The organism is Clostridium sp. MB05, from assembly GCF_046581255.1.
GTDB lineage: Bacteria > Bacillota > Clostridia > Clostridiales > Clostridiaceae > Clostridium.
On record NZ_CP174370.1, the window covers coordinates 2,587,756 to 2,610,070 of the forward strand.

A 22,315-nucleotide genomic window follows, 5' to 3' on the forward strand; every position below is an offset into this window, starting at 1 on the left:
CATTTTATATTTTTTATTATTTTATTTAAATAAATATTACTTCACAGGTTATAGGAAGACTTGTCCTTATTTTTATAATCCCTAACTTTATATATTATTTGGAATAATACCTATACTGCTTTAATTTTACCTCTGCTGAAGCTTTGTTCAGCCTTGCCTGTATGCAGTTGCCATATATACCAGAAAACATAAGGAATTATTAGTATAGCGTTAACTATTCCCCATACATATAACACATCTGCATTCATCCATGTTGATGCATCCATTACAGCTGGAAATAAGTTAGGGAAACAAGCTCTAATTAGCACATGAGCTGATAATGTATAAATACGAGCAGCTATATAAAGTTCAGGTTTCCTTTTAATAATTGGATATACTTCTGCTGCCATTAATATGCATATAGAGCTTGCAAAATATTTGCCAGTTTCACCATATACAAAGCATAAATTCCAAGTTGTATATAGAAAATTCCAAGCTACAGTAGTATAAGCTATAAACATACTCTTATCTTCAGCACTTAATTTAAAGAATTTCCTTCCATTTGGGAATGGAATAGTAACACATAATAATAAGCCACAAAGTGCATTAGCATAGTTTCCTAAAGCAACATCTTTTAGTGTAGCTTCAGCAATATTTAAAAACAATACTAAATATACAAACCAAACTATCCAATCCTTCCTCATGAAATCCCAAAATTTACCTTGATATTGTTCTTGATCAGCTAAACGGAAGAATCCACCTATTGCAAGTGGAAGTATAGCACTAAATGTTTTTGCCCAACGGAACCAGCCATTTACACCTCCCATAAGCCAAATTGGAAAAGTACATAATGCAGCAACCCAAAAAACAGCTGAAAACTTATAGTGGTTCTTCATGAATTCAATCATGAAGAGCAGAAAAATAAAATAAATTGCCATTGAAAGTACATAATGCCAAACAGGAATATTCATAATATAAGTCCCCTCCCTTAAATTATTATTAGAAATTATTCCCAATACTAATATAATATTACATAAAACCAACATAAATATCTAGTGTTTTAATCGTTTTCTTGTTAAAATTTTCTATTTATTTTAAATACAGATATGCATCCTTGTCTTAAATTTACTTAAAATATAGTGTTAAAGGGCAAATCAACTTTCCACACTTTGTATATCAATAGCCTCTACTACATTAGAATTTTTATAATACATAAAACCCACGTCAAAAATGTCGTGGGTCTTAATGGTGGAGGCGATGCGTGACTATTAGTAACCTCGACTAATAAATATAACTTACACTTTTTTATTCTTATTAATTGGAATAAATTCAAAATACTCATTGTCATACTCTTTAATAAGACAATTTTCTCTTAAATTTATTGCTCTAGCTTTTTTCATTCTCTCTTCACTTGTGCCCAATGGAAAAGAGGTTGCTAAAAATTCTCTACTAATTGTTTTGTTTCATAATTCCAAAGTATAATTTTAGGAATAGTTGAAAATATCCCCCCTTGATTTTAGTTCCTGCTCTAGAATCAAGTCTTTCATCTGGAGTAAATGATACAATATCCAATATCAACCCACCTTTTCTAAACTCATAAAAATAAAATAACCCACGAAAATCACAAAATATGATTTTCGTGGGCTTTATGCCTAATTACTATATCTTCAACACTTTCTAAATATATTCTTCTTAAACAGAAATAATATGATACAGACATTTTTATTTAGTCTTATTAGATACTAAAACTATATCAAATATATCAATAATTCCATCATTATTAATATCCAAAGCTTGATTCCAGTCCAAATCACTAGAGATTTTATTATAGCTTTGAGCAACTAATGCTAAATCTAAAATATCAATCTTGTTATCTTTATTTACATCAGACTTATTATAGTTTACTGTTACCCTTCTCACATACTCTATTCTATTTCTGCCGCTATCTTCCACTATATAAATCAAAGTATATTCTCCACCATTCATAGTGTCAACTTCTCCAATAACAGCTATCATATCTGTTAGATCTCCATCTTCAAAGTCTGTCGCAGTAACCCCAAACATCTTATCAAATTCTTCCCCGTATTCTAGAATAATATCTTCGCATCCAGTTAAGGTAGGTCTTTCATTACCTCTAACTGTTACTACTCTATAAACTCTAATTATGCTTCCATGGCTATCAGTAACTGAGTAATTTAACTTATAAACACCAACCTTATTTACATTCACTTGTCCTTCAACAATAATGTTTGATGTAATATCTCCATCTTCATTATCAAATGCAGTTACTCCACTCATTGGATTAAACTCGTCTCCAAGAAATAAAGATATATCATCTACACCATTAATTACTGGTTCTTCATTTATTATAGGTGCTCTATCATTTATCTCTGTTAATATAGGCTTATATTCAACTGTTGCATTTGAATTGTAATCATCATTTACATCATATATTAGACTATCTATTTTGCTATAGTCTGTTGTTCCCCAATAATTATTTTTAGCATCTATTATATCTCCAGAACGCACATTCTCTATTTTTAGTACAATTTTATCTACAACTAAAAAATTATTCCCCTCAATTTTTATTTTCTGAGTCTTTTGATTAGTATAATTGTAATTTATATCTGATGTTTTAGTTTCATTTTTAAATGTATTATCTTTTATAAGCGTATTATTATTCGTAGATGTTAGATTTATTGTACTATTTTCAGTAAATAAATTTCTTTCTATTACGCAATCTTCTCTTGGTTCATACAAATTTATATATGTTCCATATAACTTACTTTCAACTATACTAAGTTTTCCTGATACAAATGAATCGTATTTTACCTTATTCAAAGTTGCATTATTTATAATTACAGTAGCATTACTCCAATTATCAGCATCTATAATTACATTGTTTAATACTGCATTTTCATTCGCTTGTCCATTTACTATTAACTTTCCACTTCCAAATATCTCTATATAACCATTTTGAAGCGTTACTCCTGGCTCAACAGTAATTGTTACTCCATCTGCAACTTGTACCTTCTTATCTATTTCATATGGACTATTATCTTTTGTTAGTACCATATTTTCTCTTATTACCCCTTTTAATTTATTAGTAACACTTTCATCTATTACAGGTAATTTAAGTGGTGGTTCTTCAACTATAGGTGCTTGCATGTTATACTGCCCTAGTACCGGATCATAATTTACTATTGCATTAGATTTATAATCATCTTTCCCATCGTATATCATCTCATCAATTAATTTATAGTTCTCAGTTCTCCAATAATTATTTTTAGCATCTATAATATCACCAGATCCTACATTCTCTATTTTTAGTACAATTTTATCTACAACTAAAAAATTATTCCCCTCAATTTTTATTTTCTGAGTCTTTTGATTAGTATAATTGTAATTTATATCTGATGTTTTAGTTTCATTTTTAAATGTATTATCTTTTATAAGCGTATTATTATTCGTAGATGTTAGATTTATTGTACTATTTTCAGTAAATAAATTTCTTTCTATTACGCAATCTTCTCTTGGTTCATACAAATTTATATATGTTCCATATAACTTACTTTCAACTATACTAAGTTTTCCTGATACAAATGAATCGTATTTTACCTTATTCAAAGTTGCATTATTTATAATTACAGTAGCATTACTCCAATTATCAGCATCTATAATTACATTGTTTAATACTGCATTTTCATTCGCTTGTCCATTTACTATTAACTTTCCACTTCCAAATATCTCTATATAACCATTTTGAAGCGTTACTCCTGGCTCAACAGTAATTGTTACTCCATCTGCAACTTGTACCTTCTTATCTATTTCATATGGACTATTATCTTTTGTTAGTACCATATTTTCTCTTATTACCCCTTTTAATTTATTAGTAACACTTTCATCTATTACAGGTAATTTAAGTGGTGGTTCTTCAACTATAGGTGCTTGCATGTTATACTGCCCTAGTACCGGATCATAATTTACTATTGCATTAGATTTATAATCATCTTTCCCATCGTATATCATCTCATCAATTAATTTATAGTTCTCAGTTCTCCAATAATTATTTTTAGCATCTATAATATCACCAGATCCTACATTCTCTATTTTTAGTACAATTTTATCTACAACTAAAAAATTATTCCCCTCAATTTTTATTTTCTGAGTCTTTTGATTAGTATAATTGTAATTTATATCTGATGTTTTAGTTTCATTTTTAAATGTATTATCTTTTATAAGCGTATTATTATTCGTAGATGTTAGATTTATTGTACTATTTTCAGTAAATAAATTTCTTTCTATTACGCAATCTTCTCTTGGTTCATACAAATTTATATATGTTCCATATAACTTACTTTCAACTATACTAAGTTTTCCTGATACAAATGAATCGTATTTTACCTTATTCAAAGTTGCATTATTTATAATTACCGTAGCATTACTCCAATTATCAGCATCTATAATTACATTGTTTAGTACTGCATTTTCATTCGCTTGTCCATTTACTATTAACTTTCCACTTCCAAATATCTCTACATTACCATTTTGAAGCGTTACTCCTGGTTCAACAGTAATTGTTACTCCATCTGCAACTTGCATATTTGTATCTATTTCGTATGGGCTTTTATCTTTAGTTAATACAATATCCTCATGCATTATTCCACCTAGCTTTGTGCCTTCGTCTATATTTATAACTTCCATATTTTCTTTTGCGCTTACATCTAATAAAGATATATTAGAAATTATAATTATAGATAGAAGAATTAAAGCAACAACCTTTTTTAACTTCATAATTTCCCTCCCACTTATTCATTGATAGTACAAAGAATTTCCATAATTTTATATCCTCTATTAATTCTTGATAGAATATTATATGTTAATCTGATTACATATACATATTTTCTTATATATCAACTACTTTTTACTTACAATATTATACTATCATTATTTAAAACAATTCTCAATCATTTACAGTATTAGTAATTATTTATTCCCAAACGCACAAAAAATGAGCTAATAAAAAGCTCATTTTACTAAATCCATATTAACCACATTCTTAGACTTCGCCTTCTATATACTTATATAATTCTTCTTAGAATGGTAAAGTTCATTTGTTCTTCTATTTCATTTAAATTTTTTTACCCTTAGGCTCTATAAACAAACATGTATCCTTTTTTTCTCCCGCTCTTCCAATTCTCACTGCTTATACCTTTCCTAGAATGTCATAATTATATATTATCTACTCCACTTATATCTAATCCTCTTAAAGCTACATCTGTAGCAATTAAATATTGAGTATCTTCATTCTAAAAGATTTCATAATTCTTTCGCGCTTATTTTGAGGTATGTCACTATGGATCATATTGCAATTATAACCGTAGCATTTAATAGATCTTTAATGCTTTTTTCTTGAATCTCAGTTGGACCTGTTATTCTTATATTTTTTAATATACTAGTTATATCATCACTAATTTCTAATTCTTTAATCATCATGTGTTTTATCTCTTGTATTGTATTTCACTATATTATATCATATTTTTATTTTTCTCATTTATGTGCTAAAAAATCCATGACATTCCTATCGTGGATTTGTTGATGGAGGCGAACCGTAATGTACATTCATTACTCCTCTAAAAGTAAATAAAAACCACATACAATAATTATATTTCTATTCCAAAATTATGCTCATTATAAGATAATCTTTTAGTTATTTTAACACTTATTGAATCCCTAAAATTATATCACAAAGAAAAACCTATACTAGCACCTAAAGTGCTGGCATAGGTTTTTCAGTAATATTGTAACTATATATTATGAATTCATAATATGATTATAAAATTTTATGCTTATTTAATTCGTATTTCTACTGAATCTTCAATGTTTTTCTCTTTCCAGTAATTATCAACACTTAGTTTTAAAGGACAATCCTTATTTACATCATTGAATTCAACTATATAATTATTATCTTCTCCTTTATACATTGTTCCAAACCAAAAGCTATTTTCTTTTTCATCATTGGTAACCAATGTCAATCTGGTAAACAAGTCTACAGGTGGATTATTGCTTTCAATAAAAAATTTCACCTTACTTGAATCTCTCTCAACCTTATTAATTTTATACTTATTATTTGAATTTGTAATTATTTCTTTTGGATAGGTTATTGCTTTCTCCTCTTCCCAAGTTATATCCTTCTCATATTCTTCTTTTTCCTTTAAACCAGTGTATATAAGACTTGTTTTTTTAGCTTTATGAATCTCTGAATATTTTAAAGTTTTAAACTCTGCCATAAAGTCACTATCTGACCAAGAGGCACTTGTTTCATAATGATATCTACCATCAACATTTATAATAAAATCATGATTTAAATTAACGCTCTCACTACCCAAACCTTTGGTATCAACTAGTAGATTTGATTTTATAATTGAAGATGTAAGTGATTTTATATCAATATTTTCTACTGATTTATTAATTTCAAATTTATCAACATCATTAAAAGCTGATTTAAAATCTGCGTTTACATCAAAACTAATATTAAATTCTTCTTGTAGTTCTTCATCAAGTTTATTCACATTTATAGATATATTGCTTCTTTCAGGGAACATACCCTCTATGCTATTAGCTTCATTTATAATCAAACAATTATAATCATCTATATAATATGTTGCAATACTTCCCGAAGCTGAAGTCATACCTAATTTAGCAATATTTACTTGTGCATTTAATTCCCTTCCATTTCTTGAAAAAGGAATAGGACTTTGAACTTTGACAGCAACTAGTAATGTATTTGGTGTTGCTACCATTTCTTCTATAGTAGCCTTATACCCATCATCTTCTTTAGTTATCCCAATAAATTTTTTATAATCCTTAAAATCATCAAAAATCCCTATTTTCCTATATAAATCTGATAAAATAGGAATATTAGTAGCTATCACTGGAGTACTTATAACCCCCAACGAAAAAATACCAATAGTAATGGCTACAGCAATTTTTATTCTTTTAGTTCTTCTATTGCGTATAATTCTTTTTACTTTTTTTCTTGCCCTCTCTTTCACCATGTCTGTTATATCTATTTCATTTATTTCAATATCATCAAAATCTAAATTGTCAATGTTATCTAATAGCTCTCTTGGATTCATAAACTCACTCCCCTACATTGAATTTATTTTGTAATTTTTTTCTTCCTCTAAAAATCCTTAAGTTTATAAACTTATCTGTTAACCCATTTTTTCACTTATTTTTTTACTTGATTGATCCAAATAGAATTTGTGCAAAAAAATTTCTTTATCTACACCATTCATACTTTTGATTTCCTTAGTAACAGCTTTCAATTTTTCTTTATTATCTATTTCCTTATCAAAAGAATGCTCTTCACTTATAACTATATTTTCAATGTTTAATTTATTAAGATGTCTAATTTCCTTTCTTCGAATATCTATTGCAGTATTTTTAGTTATTGCTATTATCCATAAATAAAATTTTTCTTTTTCTATATTAAAGTATTTTATATTATCCCATATCTTTAGTAATACATCATTTAAACACTCCTCGCTTAACTCACTATTATTTAATATGCCATATGCCACACTAAAAATTTTCTTTGAATAAGTATCAATAACATAATCCAAAGCAGCAACATCCCTTTTCTTTAAAAAACTTATAAAGTTTTCACTATCAATCATAGTCCTCCCCCTATTAATAAAAGTACTTTCATATATAATAACGTAATTTCCTTGCGTAATATTTCACATTTGCATAATTTCACCAATTTTATTTTATATAAATATCTTAAGATTCATTTATAAAAAAAATAAGATTTGATTTCAAAGCACAAATCTTGTTTTTATATTTAAATTATTTAATTAATTAGGTAATTTTCTGTATCTATATATGCTAGTTGTTATTTCTCCATCTTATTCTTTAAGTCAAATAACTTATATCAAAAGAGTACTAGCTGAAGTCCTAGAATTAAATCTTTCAAATAAAATTTAAACTATGTTTTAAATAGCTATTGAAATAACGATATAATATTATCTGACTTTCCATATAAATCATGCTCTGGTTATTGCATATCCTCAATATAGTGCCTGCAGTTCAATTTAATGAAGGGTGCCTCCTTATCCAGTATTTCCTTTTCCTTAGCAAACTGATACATAAGTTCAGCTAAATAACTTTTACCTGTATCAGATTCTCCTATGATTAATGTATTCAGACTTTTTTTTGTGGATAAAGTATAAATTCTTTAGTAAGTTGAATTACATTTTTCAAACTTCCATTAAAACCAATTAAATCTTTAAAACAGGATTTTTCATCATATTTAATACACATATTTTATTAAAAATACAGATTTAAAAGTCATACGCCTGTGTATGAACTTTTTTTGTTTATTTTTTTCATAGTGTATATATAATTAAGGCTTTTTTACTTATATGTATGGTTACTTTTATACACATTATAAAAAATTTATATATTTTTCTAAATAATATTATAATACCAAAATATAGTTTTCAAAACTTTTAAGTATATAAATATTTATAAATAATACTGTAAGCGTCAAAAAATTGACTATTACATTAGTTTGTGCTAAACAATATTCTAAGAAGAAATAGAAAAAGCTATTGTAAGCCACAAAAGTTTATGGTTCACAATAGCTATAGATCCAAGATATTTTATTATTAAGTAGTTACTGTATTTGTTTCCTTAGTAACTACCTGAGCTGAAATCTTTTACTGCGTCAGATAATTTAAATAAATTATCATCTGTTGCTTTAGCAGAAATACTTTTAAAGTTTTGCTCTTTGAAAATATCATTTAATACGGTGCTTTTTATATTACTTAAAATTATTTTTTCAACTAAAGAACATTTTCCAATTCTATGGTTATTAACTGTTCCTAGGTCAGCCAATTAACCTATATGCACCATACTTTTAAATTCTTTCGTTATTCGCTTCACATCTGGAAGTAGTATTAACTAGTAGATAGAAACCTAAACCAAGAGCACTCCAAACTAAAAGAGCAATTATTGATTCTTTTCCAAGTCCTGCTGGTGACATTGGTAGTAGTAATAATAAAATAAATACTATACTAACAACTACACCTAAAACTGAGAAAATTTTTCCACTTATGTTTTTGCATTTTCTGTAAGCAATTAGTGATACATAGAAATATGCAATAGATGCACCTAAAGAAGACATGTCAACTATCCAACTAATAACCTCTCTCCCAAACCATGGTGCAATCAAGCTAACAATTACTATGAAAATAATTGAGTTCTTAAAAACTCCATTACTATTTAATTTCCCCATAGATTCTGGAAGCATATTATATTGAGCAATTGAACCAAGTAGTTTTGAGCCGCATATCATAAATCCATTTATTCCACTCCATACAGCTGCACATAATGCAATTACTAACATAATAAATGCTCCCTTACCTAAAGTACTTATAACAGCACTTCCTGCTGCCCATTCTAAATTAGCAACTTCACTTGGTGCATATGCTAAAGCAGTTATTATATTTAATATATTATATATCATTGCTCCCATAATTAATGAAATTACTGCTATTAAAGATGCTTTTCTATTTGAAAAATTAAATTCTTTACATAGTTGTGGTATTGCATCAAAACCTACAAAAGCAAATGGAGTTATAGCAAAAACTTTAGCAATCTCACCCAAATCAAATTTATAGCTACTTATATATACCTCATTAAATTTAGCTCTATCTCCCTTTAAAATCATTCCAACGAAAACAATAAATACCATAGAAATTAATGCTATTATTATTATATTTTGCACTTTACTAGTTTCCTTTAATCCCTTTATATTTGAATAAGCAAATACAAGGATTATAAAGCTAGATGCAAGAATATCACCTATATAAATATCAAATCCGGCAACGCTATAAAGGTATCCAAATTCTAATACACCACCAAAAATTTTCTTAATAACTAGTGGAAATGCAGTTGCATTTAATGGAATCATTGTAAAATAGGCTAATGTAAGAAACCATCCAACAATAAACCCGTGTTTTTCACCTAAATTATTATATGTAAAGGAAAACTCTCCTCCTTCTTCATTTTGACTATCCATCATCACTACATAATTTTTTTCAATTATGATAATGCATAAAGCACCAAAAGCAAGACCAAATAAAGTATTTATAACGCCTGCTTCTTTTAAAAATTTAGTTCCTGGTAACATGAAAGAACCCCATCCAATTATTCCACCAAGAACAATAGAAAATATGTTAAATTTACTTAAATTACTCTTCATAATTTAACCTCTCTTTTTCTAAATAAAAAACTATGTAATAGATTCTACATAGTTTTTTAAATCATAAAAATTATTATATTGATATATCACACTTTTTAACAAATTTAATTCCTATTAAACCACCTATAACCATAGCTACTAGGAAAGTCCAGCCAGATAATGATAAATTAGATATACCTCCAAGCAATGCTCCAGCATTACATCCACCAGCTAATCTTGCACCATATCCCATCATAAGACCAGCAATTATATATGAAACAATATCTTTTAATTTATATTTAAAGTTAAACTTACATTTAGCTGCAAGTAACATACAAGTAAACGCACCTATAATTATTCCAATATTTCTTAATGATCCTGGGTCATTTAAAAGTCCATTATTAACTATTTTAACTGCACCATTTAAAGCTTCTACATTAGTAAAGTTTATACCAACTAAACTTAATAACCAAATTCCCCACTCTACAAATGTACTAGTAACTCCCCAGCTCTTATTTGTAGTAACTAAAATGAATATGAATAAAATTGCCATCCAAATAGCTCCAGTCATAAATGACCATCTCTTTACAAAGAAAGAATGATAAGTTTCTTTACTAAAGAATTTATAATCTTTTTGTTTTTCGATTTCCTTTTCCCAATCTGCATAATTCTCTTCTCTATATGTACCTTCAGCTTTTCTCTTACTTTCATATTTATTAATAAAAATATATATTAATAAAAATAAGAATAAAGATACTAATATTGAACCTAAATATCCAAAATGATCTGGTAAATACACAGTAATTGCCTTTTCATATAAAAATGTTTTTTCTAAGCTTGCTAAATGCCAAACACCAAGAACGCTACCTATACAAAAAAACGGTAAAACTATTATTGCTCTTCCAGCGCCTTCTCCAATGTCTGTTAAAGTTCCAGATGCACAACATCCAGCCGCAATCATACCAATACCAAATAGTAATCCACCAATAAATAAACCTAAAGTTGCTGGCTTTACACTTTGTGATCCTGGCACTATACTAGCACCTTGCGCAGCTCTGAAAGCAATTTCTCCACCTTTTATAGTTGATGCATAATGTATACCAGCTGTTACTACAACTGTTATTGAAAATAAAACAAGTAAAGCCTTAACAAAATCTGCATTTCCCATCATTACTGGCTTTCTAACTCCACCAGCAAAACCGAATCTTGATCTTTGAAGAGAATATCCTATCATTAATCCAGTAATTAGGAATAAAGCTAGTTTGCTATCTACTTGCCCTTTAAAATATGCAAACCCTAAAGTTATTAATACTAACGAAAACCCTATATATATCTGATTCTTCTTCATAAGCTCCTCCAAAACAATTAAATATTTTTTTATTTATTAATTATTAGAAAGTCCTTTATAAAGAACTTTCTAATAATTTTCATACTAGTTAAAGTTATATTCTGTAACTATTGGTTCTCTATCTAATACTTTGTCATTGTAATACTCATAGAAAGATATTCCCATAAATCCACCAGCAACATTAAATACATTATCATATCCTAAGTGTTGTAATGCTAAGGCTGCATTGTAACTTCTTTGAGCACTTCTACAATGTAAGTAAACTGGTCTATCTTTTGGTATTTCACTTAATCTATCTCTTATTTCACTTAAAGGAATATTTTTAGCATCCTTTATATGACCTTGCGCATACTCGTTAACTTCTCTAACGTCAACAATAAATGCTCCTTGTTCTACTAACTCTCTAACTTGTCCAACATATACTTGCTTGAAAGTTCCTTCTAATAAGTTTGATGCTACTAATGCTGCATGGTTAACAACATCTTTAGCTGTTCCAAATGGAGGTGCATAACAAAGTTCTAAATCTTTTAAGTCCTCAATTGTTCCACCAACTTTAATTAAAGTAGCTATTATATCAACTCTCTTATCAACTGCACCTCTACCTATAGCTTGTGCACCTAAAATTCTTCCTGTTGGAACTTCAAAGATAAGCTTAAAGTGTAATGGTTCACTTCCTGGCATTAATCCAACCTTATCTTGTGGAATTACTCTAACTACTTCATATTTAGTATTCATATTTGTAGCTTTTATTAATCCTTCTGTTAAACCTGTAGATGCTCCATTAAAATCAAATACTTGAATACAAGAAGATCCTATATATCCTGAATTTCTAACTTGTCTTCTGTGAATATGATCTGCAACATGTCTTGCTTGTTTTTGAGCAGGGCCTGCTAATGGTAATTTAGTTATTTGGTTTGTTAATGCATGGAATACTTCTACAGCATCACCAACAGCATAGATATCTTTATCGTTAGTTAAATAGTTTTGGTCAACCTTTATGCCACCAGTTTCACCTATTTCTAATCCAGCTTCTTTTACTAAGTCTGTTTCTGGAGCTACCCCTATTGCCATAACTACAGCGTCTGCTTTTATAGTTTTTCCAGATTCTAATACAATAGTATCTTTCTTAAAAGAGCTTACTTTATCTCCAACTATTAAATTTATTCCATTATCATACATAGCCTTATGTAAAACTTGAACCATATCATAATCAAATGGTCTCATTATTTGATCCATTGCTTCTATTAATGTTACTTCATATCCAGCTTCTTTTAAGTTTTCAGCTGTTTCTACACCTATGAATCCTCCACCTATTACAGAAACTTTTTTGCATCTATTATCTTTAATAAAGTTATTTAATTTAGCTATATCTACAACATTTCTTATTGTGAATACATTAACATCTTCAATTCCTTTTATTGGAGGAACTATAGCCTTTGCCCCTGGTGAAAGTATTAGCTTGTCATAGCTTTCAGTGTATTCTTCTCCAGATACAACATTTCTTACTTTAACTTCTTTTTTATCTCTATATATTGCTACAACTTCTGTATAAACTCTAGCATCAATTCTATATTGGCTAAAGAATTTATCTGGTCTCATTAAAACTAAATCTTCACTATCTTCTACTTGTCCGCTTAAATGATATGGTAAACAACAATTTGAAAATGATACGTGAGGACCTCTTTCAAACATTATTATTTGGTTACTTTCATCTAGTCTTCTAAGTCTTGCTGCTGCTGAAGCTCCACCAGCAACTCCACCAACAATAACTATTTTTTTACCCATTTCTTTATCTCTCCCTTAATTAAATTTATTATTTTTGTTAATTTTTTATCATGGTTTAACTATATCATATTTTTTTCCTGTTGCATTATGCGGAAATATCATGCTAAATAACATTATGTTATACATAAATTTACTTTATTTGCTATATTTCGATACTTGGTGTATATTTAAACTATTATGCTTATTAACTAATTTACGAGGTGAAACAAATGAATTTAACCTATTTAAGGTCATTTTATACTACTATACAATGTAATAGCATTTCAAAGGCAGCTATAGAACTACATCTAACCCAACCAGGATTAAGTAGACAATTAAAAAGTTTAGAAAGAGAAATTGGAGAAGTTCTATTAGATAGAAGCAATAAAGGTGTGGAGTTAACAGATGCTGGTAAGATATTATATGAATCTGCAAGTAGTATGCTTGCCTTAGAAGATAATATAATGAAAAATTTAGAAGAATTAAGGGTTAAAAATAATAAATTATATTTTTTATGTTGCCATAGCATAGGACAAAGTATCCTGCCATGTAGTATTTATACCTTTAAAGAAATTTACTTTAATATTGACATACAAATGGAACTAGAAAATCATACTAAAATATTAGAAGATTTACTTACACATAGCGTTAATTTAGCTATAATTCAAAATATAGAATTGCCAAGTAATCTAAATACAATAAATATTATATCAGATGATCTTATATTAGTATCAGGTAATATGTCAGCTCCTGATTCTATTTCACTGGAAGAATTGCCTTCTTATCCAATTATTTTAAAAAATAAATATTCAGGAATTTATAAAACCTTAACTAATGAACTATCTAAACATTCCATTAACATAGATAATTTAAATATTCTTCTTCTATTAAATTCAATTGAATCAATAAAAGCTAGTGTTATAGGAAATAAAACTTTATCTTTTCTTCCTGAAGCATCTGTACGTCATGAATTGAGAAGAGGTACTTTAAAAAAGATTACTATTGATAATTTAAAAATGCCTATTGATTATTGTATGGCTTATAGAAAAAATTATCATCTTACAAGTAACGAACAAAAGCTTGCTAAATTTCTAACGTCGAAAAAGAGATGTTTCTGTTATTAAAGATTTCTTTTTCTAAAGTTTACAACGTATACAATTATTTAAAATACTATTACTTAATATGAAAAGTGGATACAAAATTACTGCATCCACCTTTATTTTCTTATAATTTCTTCATTAAAATTTATTTTTATGAATTATCTTTATTTATCAACTTAGCATTAACAGAAACTCATTAAAGTCCGTGGTTAAGCTTTTTTTATTGATTTTTCCCCAAGTTTTTTTTATAAAACACTTGATATTTCTATAGAAATTGAAGCATCTCTTTTCTTATTCACTCAATTAACTTTTGCATTTAATATATATAATGATTAGTACTAGAACTATCAGGTAATTTACATTTAATAATGTATCCCATTATTGCAATAGTTCCAGCAAATTTTAAAATAGAATTCTAAGCTTGTGTTAATAAAGGTTCAATGAAACCGTATACCATATCAAATACAATATTATTAGCAATACAAGCATAAAAATAAAATATCCATAGTACTTAAATATCTTATGCCTATGATAAATATTATTTGATACACCAAGAGATACTAAAGAATTTTTTAGATTATTCAATGATTCGGGATTACTTTTTTTCATTAATAAATTTATCTCTCTAGGAAAAGTATCATTAGTAGATTTAATATCTATCTTCAAGTATTCATTAGATATATTCAAGTATTCATCAGTTTTGTTAAAGGAGACATTTTTAACTTCCTCAATAGGGATTTCATAGTTTCTAACCATCTTAAAAATATGGTTAAAATAATAAATAATTAAATGACTCTTTGTTATATAAATTTGACAATAATAATGCATATCATTCCAAAGAGGTGGAAAAGTTAATACATAGGCGCTAGGACAACCAAAGTATTTAAAAATTAGATCTTCATCACTTGGAGAATATTTTTTATCAAAAGCTGGAATAATGAGTTTTTCAAATACTTTAGCATATTTTACATAATGAATTGTTAAATCTCTTTCTTTTCCTAAGCTATTATAGACAGAAATAATATTTTTAAATGAGTAATCAATATCTAAGTCTTTACTATTCTCAATACAAATAGATAAGTGAAAAGTAACAGCCGCTTTAATTTTATTTATTTGCTCTTGGCTTAAAGATACATCAGGTAGACTATTTTCATCTATATCAGTCAATTCATAATCTTTCATTCTTCTCCCTCCAAATCATACATATATTTTTTTAATTTATTTCTCATCCTCAAGACTCTTAAATTAATGGCGTTTTCTGTCATATTTAATTTTCCAGCAATTTCTTTTGAGTTTTTGTTTTGTAGAAATCTACTTTTAAAAATCTTTTTATCTACATCATTTAAGCTTTCCATAAACTTCGTTGCAACTGTTAATTCTTCCTTTGTTATTAATGAGTCCTCGATATTATCTGTACATTTAGTCAAATTTTCATCTAATACAGTGGAAGTATTATGCTTTTTTTCTTTTCTCATTAAATCTATAGATGAATATTTTGTAATTGAAGCTACCCATTTTTTAAAAACTGTTGAATCATACTTATAACCATCTATTCCCTTCCATATCTTTAACAAAACATCATTTACACATTCTTCGCTTAACTCTAAAGAATTGGAGTATAGATAAGCAATCTTATATATATAATTCCCATATTCTTCAATGACGAAAGTTAGTGCTTCTTCATTTTTATTTTTTAATTCACTAATGAAATTAGATTGATCAATCATATAATCCTCCCTTCTTATGAAAAAATTATTGTATTATTAATTAAGTCGCATATAACAAGAAAATATTTCATTATTTTTCTAATATTTCTGAAATAAATAAAAGAATATATATCACATATATTTTTACAAGCATTAATAGACTTAATATTTTATCTTTTATAACTTACAATCTCAAATTGAACTACTTTCCCTTTTAAGTTGAATAAATAAGATCAAGTTGATTATCGAATAGCTCTTACGGAGTTTTATAACCAAGTTTTTCTCGTGGAAGAGTTTTGTTTCGCAACTTAATCTTAACATGGAAAGTAATTCTATGGATTTTTTTATTTAGTTCAATTTGATTTTACAACTAGACTTTTTAATAAATATAATTATATAAGCTAAAGAATAAAATAAGACTATTATCATCAGCTATCATTACTTTTACTATGTATAGAAAATTCTTATCAATATATGGAAGGTATAATTACAATAGTTATGATAAAAATACTAATATGTTTAAAAATAAGGAGGGTTATATTTTGAGAAATATATTAAGTAAGCTTAGTAAAACTTTAATCCTTACTTCAATTATCATAATAGGATTTAACTTTTTAAAAACTGCTTCTTGTTATAGTAGTAAAGAAATATTAGTTGATATACCTTCCGATATTTCTTCTAATAGAAAGGTTGTATATTTGACCTTTGATGACGGACCTAGTAAAAATACTCCAAAGATTTTAGATATATTAAAAGAAAATAATATTAAAGCAACCTTTTTTATTATTCATCCTTATATAGAAAGTCATAATGCAATTGTTCAACGTATTTATGATGAAGGCCATGCTATAGGTAATCATACATATAATCATGAATTTAAATATGTTTATACATCTGAAGAAGCATTTTTTAAAGATTTTAACAAGCAACAAGATTTTATAAAATCAATAACAGGAAGTCCAAGCACTGTCTTTAGATTTCCTGGTGGATCAAAAAATACTATAGTTAGAAGTGCTCGTGGAAAAGATTTTACTAAAAATATAATTATCAAATTAGAAGAACAAGGTGTACATTGTTATGATTGGAATGTAGACTCTGGAGATGCTCATGGTAATAATATACCTTCTGGTACACTATGTAATAATGTTCTAAAAGAGATTAAAGATAAAGATGGCAATCTAAAAAATCCAGCAATTGTACTTATGCATGATTGTATGACTAAGAAAACCACCGTTCAAGCATTGCCAGGAATAATTAAAATTTTTAAAGACAATAACTATGAATTTGATATTCTAGAATAAAATATATAAATTTTAAAGTATGCCCTTAAGGCTGTCCATTACAATTTTTATGGACATTTAGGGCATACTTTTTTTCCTAACGATGAATCATTAATTAAGATTCTATATTTAGCTACTATTGATATAACAAAATCATTTATTTTTTATTTGCTATCTTTTTTGTCCATTTCAATTAAAATAATATCTACTTTTTTATTTAACTCTTTATTTTTATTAATAAAACTTTTAATACCTTTTATGGCTTTATATAATAATATTATTATGGCAATTAATAGAGCCAAATTAATAATAATAGCAATAATAATGCTAATCTCCATTCAAAATACTCCTTTATATATTATTTTCAATAACTACTAAGAAGCACTTAAAAATATTGTGCTAACCCATAAGTATATAAGAGTTATACAACAAATAAATATACTCTTACTAGTATCTTTTCCATCTCTAACTTTATGTAAAATAGACACTATATTATTTACTAGAAATATCATACATATAATGCCTCCTAATAATATTAAGGCAACCATTTTAAATTTTCTATTATAAAACATTAACTTATTAATAATCAATAAATTATAATTACTTATTAATCATTTATTCTTATATTAGAATAATTTACAAATTAATACCAATAATCCTTATATATATTTATAATTAAAACCAAAAAGCATAAGCATTTTCATTATGAAATTTAGGATAAAATCATAGATCAAAAGGTCAGCTAAACTGCTAACCTTTCTTTATCGCAATATGAGTTAATCCTTTTTGCATTATGAATTAATTATTTCAACATTGTAAACTGGAATTTGACATCCTACTTTGCTGTTCTGCCACGATATACAATCAGAGTAATTGCATTTAATATAATGGTAACAACAATAAGAACTGATGCCACAAACACTAAAGAATTCGTTATATCCATAAGAGCAGTCCAATCCCAAATATTAACCAGATGATTAGTATAAAGGATCTGAAAAAATAGCGAAATAGCACAAGCACTCAGGCTTATGGTTGAAAGAACAATCCAATTTCTATTGTCATTCTTTTTGTATCGCATAAGATTAACAACAGGAAGTATCCAAGAAATTAAACCAAGCACTAAACTGGCAGGATTAAGTAAAGTAATCATAATATTCTCCTTTTATATAAATTTTTATTTGTACACTAGGCTCTCGATAAATTCCTAATTTATATTGTAAAGTAATTAAGTTTACTATTACGCAATCTATAGTATACTTCCTTTTAGTCTACCCCTATAAAGTTCTACTGTTTCATGATAATCCATAATAATTCCTTCTTCTCTAGCAAAATTTCCAAAGCCTATGGTATCTCCTTTTAATCGAGGAAAAAGCTGAAAATGTAAATGATTTCTTTTACCATCACATATTGTACACATATATACTTTTTCTGCACCTATAATTTCTTTATGAAGTTTAATTATTGCATCTGATACTTTTAATATATGTACCCCTAATTCAAGAGGCATTTCAGAAATGTCTTCATAATGTTCTTTTGCTACAATAATTGTATGTCCAGTTGCTCTTGGGTATTTTTCAAATTGACATCTCACCTTTTCATCCTCGTAAAAAATTAAGCCATCATCAGGGAATATATCTCCTGTACTGAAGTTGTGACATGAGAAACATATGCCTTTTTCTTGCAACTCTTTTATCTTTTTAAATCTTTTATTCAGTGCTTCTTTTTCCTCTTCAGACAATTGCTTAACGTACAATTTACTCACTCCTATTCATATCATTAATAAATACAATTAATAAATACATTTTACTATTATAATAGAATTGTTTACAAATATATTCCAATAATACCTTTATATAGTCTGAAGGTTGCATTAAAACCGAGCCTGATGTTTTCAAGCATAAATGCTCTCTATTTTTATAAACTTCAATAACTCCATCTAAACTAAGTTCTTTTATTTATTCCTGTCTCGTTACTTAAGTTAGTTACAGCCTTTCCTATATCTCACATGGCCACTTCTGTTTCATTTGCAACTGTACTACTCTTTGCTAATCCTGATTCTAAATCCATAGAAAATTTAGTAAGCATTGTCCCTGCACGAACTAAAGGCACAGTAAATGTCTTAGTCATCATATTTCAAAACGTGAAACTAGAATAGGTCGCAGAGCATTATATGCCGATGCATTAGCCTGCATAAGAACAAACCGTAACGGAGTTCCTATTAATAAAGTTTTATTAGATTATTACCAAATTAATCTTAATGGTAAAAAACCTAAAGTCGCATTGGTAGCGATAATACGTAAAATCATAAACTATATTTTTGCAGTTCTCCGAAATCAAACACAGTTTGAGGTAAGAGATCCTAGACTTCATAAGCAGATGTATTTAGAAAATAAATCTATAAATAACGTAGCTTAATGTATCCATATTTTGTAATCATTCGTGTTTCGAAATGATTTATTTGTCATGCTCTTTTTTATTAAAAATATTTTTTAAAATTTTACTTGACTATTATTAGCTGGTCTTTTCTAAATAAAAAGAGAGCAGAGACGTTCTTTTTAAGAACGTCTCTGCTCTCTTTTTTTAATATCGTTATAATATCATACCAAATATTACTTGTCAATATTTAACTTTTTAATTTTATTTTTATTGCCTACTTAGCTAATAGTCTATTTTTAAGATCTATTTTTAAAACCTCATCTAATTACTCCTATATTAAATCCTTTTCCTAATCTCTATTTTTGTGTGTAATTGGGACTTGTATTTTGTATTTAATGGATTTATTTCGTTTTTTATTATACGGAGTATATAAAATAACTTCACAAAGATATTCTCCGGCTATTTCATACCCCGATTTTTCAATTTCAGAGTATATTTGTTTTGCATACTGATATTCTTGTATTGTATCATCTGCATAAATTGTTATGTACATATTTTCAGGTAAAACACGCTGAGATTTGCTTATAGGATAATCGTCATCTACAAATATAAATACTTTGTTTGATTTTAATTTTTGTCTTATAAAATCATCTTTTTCAATAAGTGTTCCTGCATTAAAGAAGTATGAAAGTGGTAATCCATTTTTAATCATATAGCTTTTAAATTCTCTTAGCATTTTCTCATACCCTGAATATCCCTTTTCAAAAAAATCAATATCTGAAGTAAAGGTATCTATTCTTCTTTCAGGTAAATACTCATATACTATCTTTCCTATAGGCGGAATAGAATTTAGACGACTTAGATTTGATGTAAACCGCCTTATAGTACATAAACTTCTTGTAAGCTGCTTAATTTCTTCGCTTAGCTTTTTATCTTGCTCCATAAGAGATTTGTAAAGATCTTCTTGAGATGATTGGGTAAGCTGTTTATGAATTTGTTCTAAGGTCATTCCACATATTTTCATGGTATGAATTAAGTCTAATTCATCGCTTTGAGCTATATGATAATAGCGATAGCCGTTTTGTGGGTCTTGATACTCTGGCTTTAGCAATCCTTTTTTATCATAAAGACGTAGTGTTTGAGTTGATACATGGTTTAATTCTGCCATTTGTCCTATTGTTAAATAATTCTCACTCATATATATGCCCTACCTTATACTATAGTATAATCTTTCCAAATTAATATACTTATATTATAAAACATAAAGATTTAAATCATCAAGCTTATTAACTCTTACACATATGTTAATTCCTAGAATGTAAAAAATTTAACAATTTATTTGACTTTATACTTACTATAAGCTTTATAATGAAATCAGAAAATTCATTTTTTTAATATTAGGAGGGAATTTTAATGGAAAATAAAGTGAAAGTAGTTCAATATGGCTGTGGAAAAATGAGTTTATATCTTATGAGGTATGTATTAGAACATGGTGGAGAGCTTGTTGGTGCCTTAGATTTAAATCCAGAAGTAATTGGAAAAGATATTGGTGAGCTATTAGATATGGAGCCACTCGGTGTAAAGGTAAACAGCGCTGAAGAAGCTGATAAATTGTTAAAGGAAACTCAACCTGATGTTTGCATTATCGCTACAAGATCAACTATGGAAGATTTAAAACCTGCATTTACAGTTTGTGCTGAAAATGGTGTAAATGCTATCAGTACTTGCGAAGAAGCCTTGTATCCTTGGAACTCATCTTATGATATTACAAAAGAATTAGATGAACTTGCAAAGAAAAACGGTTGTACATTATGTGGAAGTGGATATCCTGATATGTATTGGGGAAGTTTAATTACAACTTTAGCAGGGTCAATGCATAAAATTACTAAAATAAGAGGCGTTAGCAGCTATAATGTAGAAGATTACGGAATTGCTCTTGCAGAAGGTCATGGAGCTGGTCTTTCTATTGAAAAATTTAAAAAAGAAATTGGTAACTATAATGGATTAAATCATGAGGAAACTGCACAAGCAATTAAGAACGGTAAAGTTGTTCCTTCTTATATGTGGAACCAAAATGGATGGTTATGTAGTCAGTTAGGATTAACTATAAAATCACAAACTCAAAAATGTATTCCTATGACACATAGAGAAGATTTGTATTCTTCAACATTAGATATGACTGTTAAAGCTGGAGATGCAACTGGAATGTCAGCCATTGTTACAACTGAAACTGAAGAAGGAATAACTTTAGAAACTCAATGTCAAGGTTATGTTTATGGTCCTGATGATTTTGATAAAAATGATTGGACATTTGAAGGCGAACCTGAAACATCAATTAAAGTTGATAGACCTGCAACAGTAGAATTAACATGTGCTACTCTTGTTAATAGAATTCCTATGTTAATTGATGCTGAAGCTGGATATATCACTACTGAAAAGCTTCCTGTAAATCATTACCTTGTTAAACCAATGCATGAATATGTTAAAAGCAAATAATTAGAATATTAAAT

General features: G+C 27.7%; 22 protein-coding genes and 2 pseudogenes. 4 read left to right on the plus strand and 20 right to left on the minus strand.

Annotated features, from left to right (window positions below; all coding sequences use genetic code 11):
- Positions 1-110: 110 nt before the first annotated feature.
- From ACH36K_RS12035 to ACH36K_RS12090, 12 genes and pseudogenes are all read right to left on the minus strand, one after another.
- Positions 111-950: a hypothetical protein gene (locus ACH36K_RS12035; RefSeq protein WP_411167866.1), complete on the minus strand. Its 840-nt coding sequence runs from the start codon at positions 948-950 to the stop codon at positions 111-113.
- 478 nt (positions 951-1,428) lie between these two features.
- Positions 1,429-1,551, minus strand: coding sequence for a hypothetical protein (locus ACH36K_RS12040; protein ID WP_411167867.1), 123 nt, complete (start codon positions 1,549-1,551; stop codon positions 1,429-1,431).
- 150 nt (positions 1,552-1,701) lie between these two features.
- Positions 1,702-4,773, minus strand: coding sequence for an immunoglobulin-like domain-containing protein (locus ACH36K_RS12045; protein WP_411167868.1), 3,072 nt, complete (start codon positions 4,771-4,773; stop codon positions 1,702-1,704).
- A gap of 287 nt (positions 4,774-5,060) precedes the next feature.
- Positions 5,061-5,359, minus strand: a pseudogene (locus tag ACH36K_RS12050) (helicase-related protein); the annotation flags it as partial.
- Positions 5,341-5,475, minus strand: coding sequence for a hypothetical protein (locus ACH36K_RS12055; RefSeq protein ID WP_411167869.1), 135 nt, complete (start codon positions 5,473-5,475; stop codon positions 5,341-5,343). The gene ACH36K_RS12055 and the pseudogene ACH36K_RS12050, both read right to left, overlap by 19 nt.
- Positions 5,476-5,828: 353 nt before the next feature.
- A complete protein-coding gene (locus tag ACH36K_RS12060; RefSeq protein ID WP_411167870.1) occupies positions 5,829-7,118 on the minus strand; it encodes a DUF4179 domain-containing protein in 1,290 nt (429 codons plus the stop codon).
- A gap of 78 nt (positions 7,119-7,196) precedes the next feature.
- Complete coding sequence (locus ACH36K_RS12065; RefSeq protein WP_411167871.1) at positions 7,197-7,661, minus strand: sigma-70 family RNA polymerase sigma factor; 465 nt, start codon at positions 7,659-7,661, stop codon at positions 7,197-7,199.
- Between the two features lie 380 nt (positions 7,662-8,041).
- Positions 8,042-8,218, minus strand: a complete 177-nt coding sequence (locus tag ACH36K_RS12070) for a sigma 54-interacting transcriptional regulator (RefSeq protein ID WP_411170694.1) — start codon at positions 8,216-8,218, stop codon at positions 8,042-8,044.
- A gap of 461 nt (positions 8,219-8,679) precedes the next feature.
- Complete coding sequence (locus ACH36K_RS12075) at positions 8,680-8,883, minus strand: hypothetical protein (protein WP_411167872.1); 204 nt, start codon at positions 8,881-8,883, stop codon at positions 8,680-8,682.
- Between the two features lie 22 nt (positions 8,884-8,905).
- Positions 8,906-10,252: an APC family permease gene (locus ACH36K_RS12080; RefSeq protein ID WP_411167873.1), complete on the minus strand. Its 1,347-nt coding sequence runs from the start codon at positions 10,250-10,252 to the stop codon at positions 8,906-8,908.
- Positions 10,253-10,325: 73 nt separating this feature from the next.
- Positions 10,326-11,579: a YeeE/YedE family protein gene (locus ACH36K_RS12085; protein ID WP_411167874.1), complete on the minus strand. Its 1,254-nt coding sequence runs from the start codon at positions 11,577-11,579 to the stop codon at positions 10,326-10,328.
- Between the two features lie 84 nt (positions 11,580-11,663).
- Positions 11,664-13,364, minus strand: coding sequence for an FAD-dependent oxidoreductase (locus ACH36K_RS12090; protein WP_411167875.1), 1,701 nt, complete (start codon positions 13,362-13,364; stop codon positions 11,664-11,666).
- Between the two features lie 209 nt (positions 13,365-13,573).
- Between ACH36K_RS12090 and ACH36K_RS12095 the strand changes: the two genes are divergently transcribed.
- Positions 13,574-14,467 (plus strand): LysR family transcriptional regulator, encoded by an 894-nt coding sequence (locus tag ACH36K_RS12095; RefSeq protein WP_411167876.1) that lies wholly within the window; start codon positions 13,574-13,576, stop codon positions 14,465-14,467.
- Between the two features lie 402 nt (positions 14,468-14,869).
- Here the strand turns inward: ACH36K_RS12095 and ACH36K_RS12100 are convergent, their stop codons facing one another.
- Entirely contained in the window at positions 14,870-15,625 is a 756-nt protein-coding gene (locus ACH36K_RS12100; protein WP_411167877.1) for a hypothetical protein, read from the minus strand.
- Positions 15,622-16,170, minus strand: coding sequence for a sigma-70 family RNA polymerase sigma factor (locus ACH36K_RS12105; protein ID WP_411167878.1), 549 nt, complete (start codon positions 16,168-16,170; stop codon positions 15,622-15,624). Before ACH36K_RS12105 ends, ACH36K_RS12100 begins: the two co-directional genes overlap by 4 nt.
- 521 nt (positions 16,171-16,691) lie before the next feature.
- Between ACH36K_RS12105 and ACH36K_RS12110 the strand changes: the two genes are divergently transcribed.
- Positions 16,692-17,450: a polysaccharide deacetylase family protein gene (locus tag ACH36K_RS12110; protein WP_411167879.1), complete on the plus strand. Its 759-nt coding sequence runs from the start codon at positions 16,692-16,694 to the stop codon at positions 17,448-17,450.
- 143 nt (positions 17,451-17,593) lie between these two features.
- Here the strand turns inward: ACH36K_RS12110 and ACH36K_RS12115 are convergent, their stop codons facing one another.
- From ACH36K_RS12115 to ACH36K_RS12135, 5 genes are all read right to left on the minus strand, one after another.
- Positions 17,594-17,767, minus strand: coding sequence for a hypothetical protein (locus ACH36K_RS12115; RefSeq protein ID WP_411167880.1), 174 nt, complete (start codon positions 17,765-17,767; stop codon positions 17,594-17,596).
- Positions 17,768-17,803: 36 nt separating this feature from the next.
- Positions 17,804-17,941, minus strand: coding sequence for a hypothetical protein (locus ACH36K_RS12120; protein WP_411167881.1), 138 nt, complete (start codon positions 17,939-17,941; stop codon positions 17,804-17,806).
- A 323-nt stretch (positions 17,942-18,264) separates the two neighbouring features.
- The gene (locus ACH36K_RS12125; RefSeq protein ID WP_411167882.1) at positions 18,265-18,579 is read right to left on the minus strand and encodes a hypothetical protein; all 315 of its coding nucleotides are present in this window, start codon (positions 18,577-18,579) and stop codon (positions 18,265-18,267) included.
- 96 nt (positions 18,580-18,675) lie between these two features.
- Positions 18,676-19,182: an HIT family protein gene (locus tag ACH36K_RS12130; RefSeq protein ID WP_411167883.1), complete on the minus strand. Its 507-nt coding sequence runs from the start codon at positions 19,180-19,182 to the stop codon at positions 18,676-18,678.
- 248 nt (positions 19,183-19,430) lie between these two features.
- Positions 19,431-19,559 carry a hypothetical protein gene (locus ACH36K_RS12135; protein WP_411167884.1) on the minus strand — a complete coding sequence of 43 codons (129 nt, stop codon included), beginning with the start codon at positions 19,557-19,559 and terminating at the stop codon, positions 19,431-19,433.
- Here ACH36K_RS12135 and ACH36K_RS12140 point away from each other — a divergent pair.
- Positions 19,560-19,844: pseudogene (locus tag ACH36K_RS12140) on the plus strand (IS110 family transposase); the annotation flags it as partial. It abuts the gene before it with no gap.
- Between the two features lie 310 nt (positions 19,845-20,154).
- Here the strand turns inward: ACH36K_RS12140 and ACH36K_RS12145 are convergent.
- The gene (locus ACH36K_RS12145; protein ID WP_411167885.1) at positions 20,155-21,003 is read right to left on the minus strand and encodes a MerR family DNA-binding transcriptional regulator; all 849 of its coding nucleotides are present in this window, start codon (positions 21,001-21,003) and stop codon (positions 20,155-20,157) included.
- Positions 21,004-21,218: 215 nt separating this feature from the next.
- Here ACH36K_RS12145 and ACH36K_RS12150 point away from each other — a divergent pair, with 215 nt between their 5' ends.
- Positions 21,219-22,301 carry a dihydrodipicolinate reductase gene (locus ACH36K_RS12150; protein WP_411167886.1) on the plus strand — a complete coding sequence of 361 codons (1,083 nt, stop codon included), beginning with the start codon at positions 21,219-21,221 and terminating at the stop codon, positions 22,299-22,301.
- Positions 22,302-22,315: the final 14 nt, after the last annotated feature.

Excerpts from the sequence above, each read along its gene's own strand:
- ACH36K_RS12115 (WP_411167880.1), bottom strand. The coding sequence starts at position 17,767 with ATGGAGATTAGCATTATTATTGCTATTATTATTAATTTGGCTCTATTA.
- ACH36K_RS12095 (WP_411167876.1), top strand. The coding sequence starts at position 13,574 with ATGAATTTAACCTATTTAAGGTCATTTTATACTACTATACAATGTAAT.
- ACH36K_RS12045 (WP_411167868.1), bottom strand. The coding sequence starts at position 4,773 with ATGAAGTTAAAAAAGGTTGTTGCTTTAATTCTTCTATCTATAATTATA.
- ACH36K_RS12135 (WP_411167884.1), bottom strand. The coding sequence starts at position 19,559 with ATGATGACTAAGACATTTACTGTGCCTTTAGTTCGTGCAGGGACAATG.
- ACH36K_RS12105 (WP_411167878.1), bottom strand. The coding sequence starts at position 16,170 with ATGATTGATCAATCTAATTTCATTAGTGAATTAAAAAATAAAAATGAA.
- ACH36K_RS12060 (WP_411167870.1), bottom strand. The coding sequence starts at position 7,118 with ATGAATCCAAGAGAGCTATTAGATAACATTGACAATTTAGATTTTGAT.
- ACH36K_RS12150 (WP_411167886.1), top strand. The coding sequence starts at position 21,219 with ATGGAAAATAAAGTGAAAGTAGTTCAATATGGCTGTGGAAAAATGAGT.
- ACH36K_RS12055 (WP_411167869.1), bottom strand. The coding sequence starts at position 5,475 with ATGATGATTAAAGAATTAGAAATTAGTGATGATATAACTAGTATATTA.
- ACH36K_RS12065 (WP_411167871.1), bottom strand. The coding sequence starts at position 7,661 with ATGATTGATAGTGAAAACTTTATAAGTTTTTTAAAGAAAAGGGATGTT.
- ACH36K_RS12090 (WP_411167875.1), bottom strand. The coding sequence starts at position 13,364 with ATGGGTAAAAAAATAGTTATTGTTGGTGGAGTTGCTGGTGGAGCTTCA.
- ACH36K_RS12035 (WP_411167866.1), bottom strand. The coding sequence starts at position 950 with ATGAATATTCCTGTTTGGCATTATGTACTTTCAATGGCAATTTATTTT.
- ACH36K_RS12100 (WP_411167877.1), bottom strand. The coding sequence starts at position 15,625 with ATGAAAGATTATGAATTGACTGATATAGATGAAAATAGTCTACCTGAT.
- ACH36K_RS12085 (WP_411167874.1), bottom strand. The coding sequence starts at position 11,579 with ATGAAGAAGAATCAGATATATATAGGGTTTTCGTTAGTATTAATAACT.
- ACH36K_RS12120 (WP_411167881.1), bottom strand. The coding sequence starts at position 17,941 with ATGATATTTCTAGTAAATAATATAGTGTCTATTTTACATAAAGTTAGA.
- ACH36K_RS12125 (WP_411167882.1), bottom strand. The coding sequence starts at position 18,579 with ATGATTACTTTACTTAATCCTGCCAGTTTAGTGCTTGGTTTAATTTCT.
- ACH36K_RS12080 (WP_411167873.1), bottom strand. The coding sequence starts at position 10,252 with ATGAAGAGTAATTTAAGTAAATTTAACATATTTTCTATTGTTCTTGGT.
- ACH36K_RS12145 (WP_411167885.1), bottom strand. The coding sequence starts at position 21,003 with ATGAGTGAGAATTATTTAACAATAGGACAAATGGCAGAATTAAACCAT.